At 75.5% G+C, this 6000-nt stretch carries 5 protein-coding genes; all 5 read right to left on the bottom strand.

Annotated features, from left to right (window positions below; translation table 11 throughout):
* Positions 1–125 precede the first annotated feature (125 nt).
* Entirely contained in the window at positions 126–1436 is a 1311-nt protein-coding gene (locus AMK16_RS17315) for a DUF58 domain-containing protein (RefSeq protein ID WP_073915808.1), read from the bottom strand.
* The gene (locus tag AMK16_RS17310) at positions 1436–2416 is read right to left on the bottom strand and encodes an AAA family ATPase (RefSeq protein ID WP_073915805.1); all 981 of its coding nucleotides are present in this window, start codon (positions 2414–2416) and stop codon (positions 1436–1438) included. The genes AMK16_RS17315 and AMK16_RS17310 overlap by 1 nt, the downstream gene beginning before the upstream one ends.
* Positions 2413–3612 (bottom strand): DUF4350 domain-containing protein, encoded by a 1200-nt coding sequence (locus tag AMK16_RS17305; protein WP_073916300.1) that lies wholly within the window; start codon positions 3610–3612, stop codon positions 2413–2415. Before AMK16_RS17305 ends, AMK16_RS17310 begins: the two co-directional genes overlap by 4 nt.
* A gap of 353 nt (positions 3613–3965) precedes the next feature.
* Entirely contained in the window at positions 3966–4646 is a 681-nt protein-coding gene (locus AMK16_RS17300; protein WP_073915801.1) for a DUF4129 domain-containing protein, read from the bottom strand.
* 7 nt (positions 4647–4653) lie between these two features.
* Positions 4654–5907, bottom strand: coding sequence for a glycerophosphoryl diester phosphodiesterase membrane domain-containing protein (locus tag AMK16_RS17295; RefSeq protein ID WP_073915798.1), 1254 nt, complete (start codon positions 5905–5907; stop codon positions 4654–4656).
* Positions 5908–6000 lie beyond the last annotated feature (93 nt).

Genomic DNA, 6000 nt, shown 5'->3' with positions numbered 1-6000 from the left:
GGAAAGCCCCGCACCATTCATGGTGCGGGGCTTTTCTGCGTTCAAGGCCTTTTGCGGGGAGACGATCTCAGGAAAGAGATCGTCTCCCCGCACGGGTGACCTGGACGGGACGGGACGGGCGGGACTCAGAGGCGGCCGGCGGCCTTGAGAGCCAGGTAGGCATCGGCGAGGGCGGGGGCCAGGGTTTCCGGGGTGGCGTCCACGACGTGGACGCCGTGGCGGGACAGCTGGTCACCGGTGCGTCGGCGCTGAGCCGAGGACTGCGTGCCGGCCGCGGCCTCGTACACGGCTTCCACACTGCCGCGGGACGTCGTCATCCGCGCGACGTGTGGGTCCGCCACGGAGGCCAGCACGACCGTGTGGCGCTGCGTGAGGCGCGGCAGGAACGGCAGCAGGCCCTCCTCGACGGGCGCCGCGTCCAGGCTGGTCAGCAGGACCACCAGGGAGCGGCGGGGGGCGGTGCGCAGGATCGTGGACACCAGGGTCCGCGCATCCGTCTCGACGAGTTCCGGTTCGAGCGCAGCCATCGCGTTGACGAAGGCCGGCAGGACATCGGCCGCCGGACGTCCCTGGACCAGGGCGCGCAGGCGGCGGTCGTGCGCCAGCAGGTCCACGCGGTCGCCGGCGCGGGTGGCGAGGGCGGCGAGGAGGAGGGCCGCGTCCATCGCGGAGTCCAGCCGGGGGGCGTCGCCGACGCGGCCCGCCGAGGTGCGGCCGGTGTCCAGGCAGATCAGGATGTGCCGGTCGCGTTCGGGGCGCCAGGTGCGGACGGCCACCTTGTGCTGCCGGGCCGTGGCCCGCCAGTCGATCGAGCGGGTGTCGTCGCCGGGGACGTAATCGCGCAGGCTGTCGAACTCGGTGCCGTCACCGCGCGTCAGCAGGCTCGTACGGCCGTCCAGTTCGCGCAGCCGCGCCAGGCGCGAGGGCAGGTGCTTGCGGCTGGCGAAGGGGGGCAGGACGCGGACCGTCCAGGGGACGACGTGGGCGCCCTGGCGGGCGAACAGGCCCAGCGGGCCGTACGAGCGGATGGTCACGCGGTCGGCCTGTCGGTCGCCGCGGCGCGTGGGCCGCAGACGCGTCGTCAGGCGGCGGCGCTCGCCCGCGGGGATCACCACGGTGTGGCGGGAGGCCGCCGTTTCCGTCCCCGGGAGCCAGCTGCTGGGCGGCCAGGCGTCGCGGACGCGGGCGCGCAGCCGGCGGTTGCTCTGATTGGTCAGGGTGAGGTGGACGTCCGCCGGCTCGCCGAGGCGGACCGAGGTGTCGCCCGAGCGGGTCGGACGCAGGGTCCGGACGGGGGCGGCCAGGGCGTAGTCGACCGCACAGGCCAGCGCCAGGGGGCCGTTGACCGCGAGCATCCCCGTCCAGCTCGGTTCGAGGATGCCGACGGGGATGCTGCCGAGGGCCGCCAGCAGGGCGGCGCGACCGGTGAGGGCCATCAGCGCGGGACGGGGACGTGGGAGAGGATCGCCGTGATGACGGCGTCGGCCGTCACACCCTCCATCTCGGCTTCCGGGCGCAGCTGGACGCGGTGGCGGAGGGTCGGCAGGGCGAGGGCCTTCACGTCGTCGGGGGTGACGTAGTCGCGGCCGGTCAGCCACGCCCAGGCGCGGGAGGTGGCCAGCAGGGCGGTCGCGCCGCGGGGGGAGACGCCGAGGGTGAGCGACGGCGATTCGCGGGTGGCGCGGCAGATGTCGACGACGTAGCCGGCGATCTCGGGGGAGACGCAGACCCCGGCCACGGCTTCGCGTGCGGCTTCGAGCTGGGCGGGGCCGGCCACCGGACGGATGCCGGCGGCGTGCAGGTCGCGGGGGTTGAAGCCGGCGGCGTGGCGGGTCAGGACCCCGATCTCGTCCTCGCGGGAGGGGAGCGGGACGGTGAGCTTGAGGAGGAAGCGGTCCAGCTGGGCTTCGGGCAGGGGGTAAGTGCCCTCGTACTCCAGCGGGTTCATGGTGGCGGCGACGAGGAAGGGCTCCGGGAGGGGCCGGGGGGTGCCGTCCACCGTGACCTGGCGCTCCTCCATCGCTTCGAGGAGCGAGGACTGGGTCTTGGGCGGGGTCCGGTTGATCTCGTCCGCGAGGAGGAGGTTGGTGAAGACCGGGCCGTTCTGGAAGGAGAACTCGGCGGTGCGGGCGTCGTAGACGAGGGAGCCGGTGACATCGCTCGGCATCAGGTCGGGGGTGAACTGGACGCGCTTGGTGTCGAGTTCGAGGGAGGCGGCGAGGGCTCGTACGAGGAGGGTCTTCGCGACGCCGGGGACGCCTTCGAGGAGGACGTGGCCGCGGCACAACAGTGCGACGACGAGGCCGGTGACGGCGGAGTCCTGCCCGACCACGGCCTTGCCGATCTCGGTGCGGAGCGCTTCGAGCGAAGCGCGGGCGCTGTCCGCGGTGGCGGACTCGGTGGCCGGGTACGTCATGACGTGCGGACCTCTCTTTCGAGGGCGTCGAGGTGGTCGGCGAGCGCGACGAGCGCCGCGTCGCCGGAGGGGGCGGGGCCGAAGAGCAGGGCGGTGACGTCCCTGGTCCGCGGGTCGCCGGTGAGTCGGGCGGAGACGGCGGGCGCCAGCGCCGAGGGGTCGTGCGCGTGGGTGTGCGGTACGCCGACCATGGCGGCCAGGCGTTCGCGGGCGGCGGCGCGCAGCACGGTGGCCGCGCGGTCGCGGGCCCCCGTCTTGCGGTAGAGGCGGGCGCGGCCCTCGGTGGCCTCGGAGGCGCGGATGACGACGGGCAGCTTCTCGGTGACGAGGGGGCCGAGCCGGCGGGCGCGCCAGAGGGCGGCGAGGGCGGCGGCGAGGAAGAGCTGGAGCAGGGCCCAGGACCAGCCGGCCGGGACGAGGTCGAAGAGGGTCTTGTCCTGGCCGGAGCCGGTGTCCGGGCCGGAGTCCGCGAGGGACGGCATGTACCAGACGAGTTCGGGTCGGGAGCCGAGGAGTTGGAGGGCGAGGGAGGCGTTGCCCTCGTCGGCGAGGCTCTCGTTGAGGAGGATCGTCTCGGAGCCGAGGAGGACGGTGTCGCCGGTGGTGCGGGGGGCGCCGGGGGCGCCGGTGCGGCCGGTGCCGGCGGAGGTGCCGGTGGGGAGGACGACCAGGGTGGGGTGGCCGTCGCTGGGGTAGCAGGCGGTGGCCCCGGGGAGGGTGGTCGTGTAGCGCAGGCCGCTGCCGGTGCCGGCGCGGCCGGCGGTGGTCGCGGCGGGCAGGTCGCAGGCGGGGGCCAGGTTGTCCTGCCCGGCGTCTCCCTTGGTGCGTACGCCGGGGGCCAGGCCGGCGAGGCTCTGGCTGCCGGGGGCGAGCAGGACGGTGCGGCCGCCGGAGAGGTCCATGGCCGAGCGCAGCGCGCCGCGCTGGGCTGCGCCGAGGCGGTCCGGGTCGGTGACCAGGAGGGTGGTGCGGGGGCCGGCGGCGCCGGCGGCCTCGCGGGCCGTGGTGACGACGCGGGTGGTGACGCCGCGGTCCTTGAGGAGCTCGGCGACGGCCCGGCTGCCGGAGGGGTCGGCGGAGCGGGGGTCGAGGAGGCCGTGGCGGGTGCCGGAGCCGAGGGCTGCGAGGGCGAGTCCGCCTGCGGCGAGCACGGCGACGACGGCGAGAACACTCCGCGCGCCCCGCAGCCGCCGCAACCCCTGCGCCCGGCCGGCCCCGGCTACGGCGGCGCCACCGGCCACGCCGGGGCCGCCGGGGGCACCAGGCGCGCCGGGGTCACCGGGGGTGCCGGGGTCACCGGGGGTGCCGGGGCCGCCGGGGAGGCCTGGGGCCCCGCCAGAGGTGCCCGCTCTGCCGGGGACGTTCGGTGATCCGCCGGTCCCGCCAGGCCTTTCGGGGGTGCGGGGGTCGCCCCCGCTGCGGCTGGCGGAGTTTCCGCCGGGGCCGCCGGGGCGGCTGTTCGCGCCGGGGAGGTCCCGGGCTCGGTCAGGGGTGCCGGGCGTGGCGGGGGATTGGGCGTCGGGGCGGGGTTCGGGGGTGGGGGGGCCGGTCATGCGGTGGGTCCCGTCAGGAGCGGCTTGGCGCGGTCCAGGGTGAGGTCGAGGGTGCGCAGGCGGGCGTAGGTGTCCGCGTCGGCGCTGCGGCCGCCGTAGGTGACGTCGTCGAAGGTGCGGGCGGCGGCGCGGAGCTCCCCGGCGTGGTCCGGGAGCGAGGCGGCGGCTTCGGCGGCCGCCTCGTCGGCGGTGCGGCCCGGGCGGGGGTCGAGGAGGGCGCGTTCCTCCAGGGAGCGCACGACGGCCCGCATGCGCTCCTGGACGGCTTCGGTCCAGTGGCCCGAAGCCGCGTGCGCCTCGGCGGCCGCGCGGTGGTCGAAGGCGCTGCGAACGCCGTCGCCGAAGAGGGTGCCCGCCCCGGCGGCGGCCCGGCGGGGGGTGCCCAGCCGCCACCACAGGGCGCCGGCGGCCAGCACGGCGAGCAGGATGATCACGACGAGGCCGACGGCGCCGCCCGGGGTGGCCCCGGAGGCCGCGCCGAGCAGGTCGTCGAGCCACGCGGACAGCCTGCGCAGGGCGCGGGCCGCCAGTCCCGGGTCGTTCTCGTGGTACATCGGCTTGGACAGTTCGTGCTCGGCCGCCTCCCGGGCGGGCTCGCGCGGTGTCGTCACCGGTGGTGTCTCCGCGCCCGGCAGGAGCGCCGCGGCGTGCTTGATGAGGCCCCCCGTGCTCATCATCGGTGTGTCAGCCTCCGGTCGTGCCGTAGTTCTCGACGCCGGCCGCCCGGGCGAGCTCCAGGTCGAGGGCCTCGCGCCGGATGCGCTGGTCCACGTAGAGCAGGACGGTGACGCCGGACTGCATCGGCATCACGATGGTCTGCGCGATGATCGCGCCGATGCCGGACAGGACGAGCGCTCCCCACGCGGTGGAGGCGGTGCCGTTCTCGATGCCGTTCATGCCGCCGCCGAAGACGGCGATGCCAACGATGGTCAGGGGCCAGACGATGATGCCCGCGACGATGGACGTGATGAGGGTGGTGAGGGCGGTGATGCCGAAGACGCGCCACCAGGTGCCCTTGACGAGCTTGGCGGAGCGGGCGAGGGACTTGAAGACGGTGCCCTTCTCCAGCATCAGCGCGGGCGAGGCCAGGATGAACTTGATCCACAGCCACAGGAGCAGCGGGAACGCGGCGAAGAGGCCCAGCAGGATCAGCTCCGGGCGCCGGGTGAGGATGCCGGGCAGGGCCAGTACGGCGAAGAGCAGGATCGCGCCGAGGCCCATGAGGAGCGTCAGGCCGATCAGGTGTGGCAGCCGGGGGCGGGCCTCGCGCCATGCGGCGGAGATCGTCGAGGTGTTGCCGAGCACGGCCCGGCTGAAGATCATCGTGAGCATCGCGGTGGCCACGATGCCGCCGAGGGCCTGGACGAAGGAAGCGCCGAGGGTGATCCCCGCGGTCGCCGCGAGGTTGTTGACGGCCTGGTCGAGATCGGCCCCCGGATCGGTGGCGAGGGTGAACTCGGACAGGGCGTACTTCTGCACGAGCACGTTGATCACCTGCACGACCGTGGCCACGACCAGGGTGATCGGCAGGACCGAGCGCCAGTGGGTGCGCATGGTGGCCACCGCGCCGTCGAGGATCTCGCCGAGGCCCAGGGGGCGCAGCGGGATCACACCGGGCTTCGCGGCCGGGGGCTTGCCCCACTGGCCGTGGGCGCCCGGATGGCCGTACGGGCCGCCCTGGGGGGCGCCGGGCGGCTGCGGGCCGTAGGACCCCCACCCCTGCCCCTGGGGCGGCTGCTGCGGCTGCTGCGGGGCGGCCGGGCCGGGTGCGGCGGTGCCCGGGCTCGACCACTGGCCGGGAGGCGGCTGCTCGGCGGACCATTTCCGGTCGCCGGCGGGCTGCGACGGCTGCTCCTGCCGCGGGTCGGCCGGCGCTTCCGGCCGCTCACCGTCGGACGGGGAGGATCCGGGCGGAGCCCAGCCCGGAGAGTCGTTCATCGTCGCTCCTTCACGTGCACCTGCTGCGGTGGGGGCGCTGGTCGCTGCCATCGTGTCACGTGGGATCACCGAACGGACCAGCCGTCCCCCCGG

This window comes from Streptomyces sp. CB00455 (assembly GCF_001905445.1).
Classification (GTDB): Bacteria; Actinomycetota; Actinomycetes; order Streptomycetales; family Streptomycetaceae; genus Streptomyces.
Note: the sequence above shows the minus strand (reverse complement) of the source record. Positions and strands in the feature narration are given on the sequence as shown.

Coding starts and splice junctions, on each gene's coding strand:
- AMK16_RS17315 (WP_073915808.1), bottom strand. CDS start 1,436: ATGGCCCTCACCGGTCGCGCCGCCCTGCTGGCGGCCCTCGGCAGCATC.
- AMK16_RS17310 (WP_073915805.1), bottom strand. CDS start 2,416: ATGACGTACCCGGCCACCGAGTCCGCCACCGCGGACAGCGCCCGCGCT.
- AMK16_RS17300 (WP_073915801.1), bottom strand. CDS start 4,646: ATGATGAGCACGGGGGGCCTCATCAAGCACGCCGCGGCGCTCCTGCCG.
- AMK16_RS17295 (WP_073915798.1), bottom strand. CDS start 5,907: ATGAACGACTCTCCGGGCTGGGCTCCGCCCGGATCCTCCCCGTCCGAC.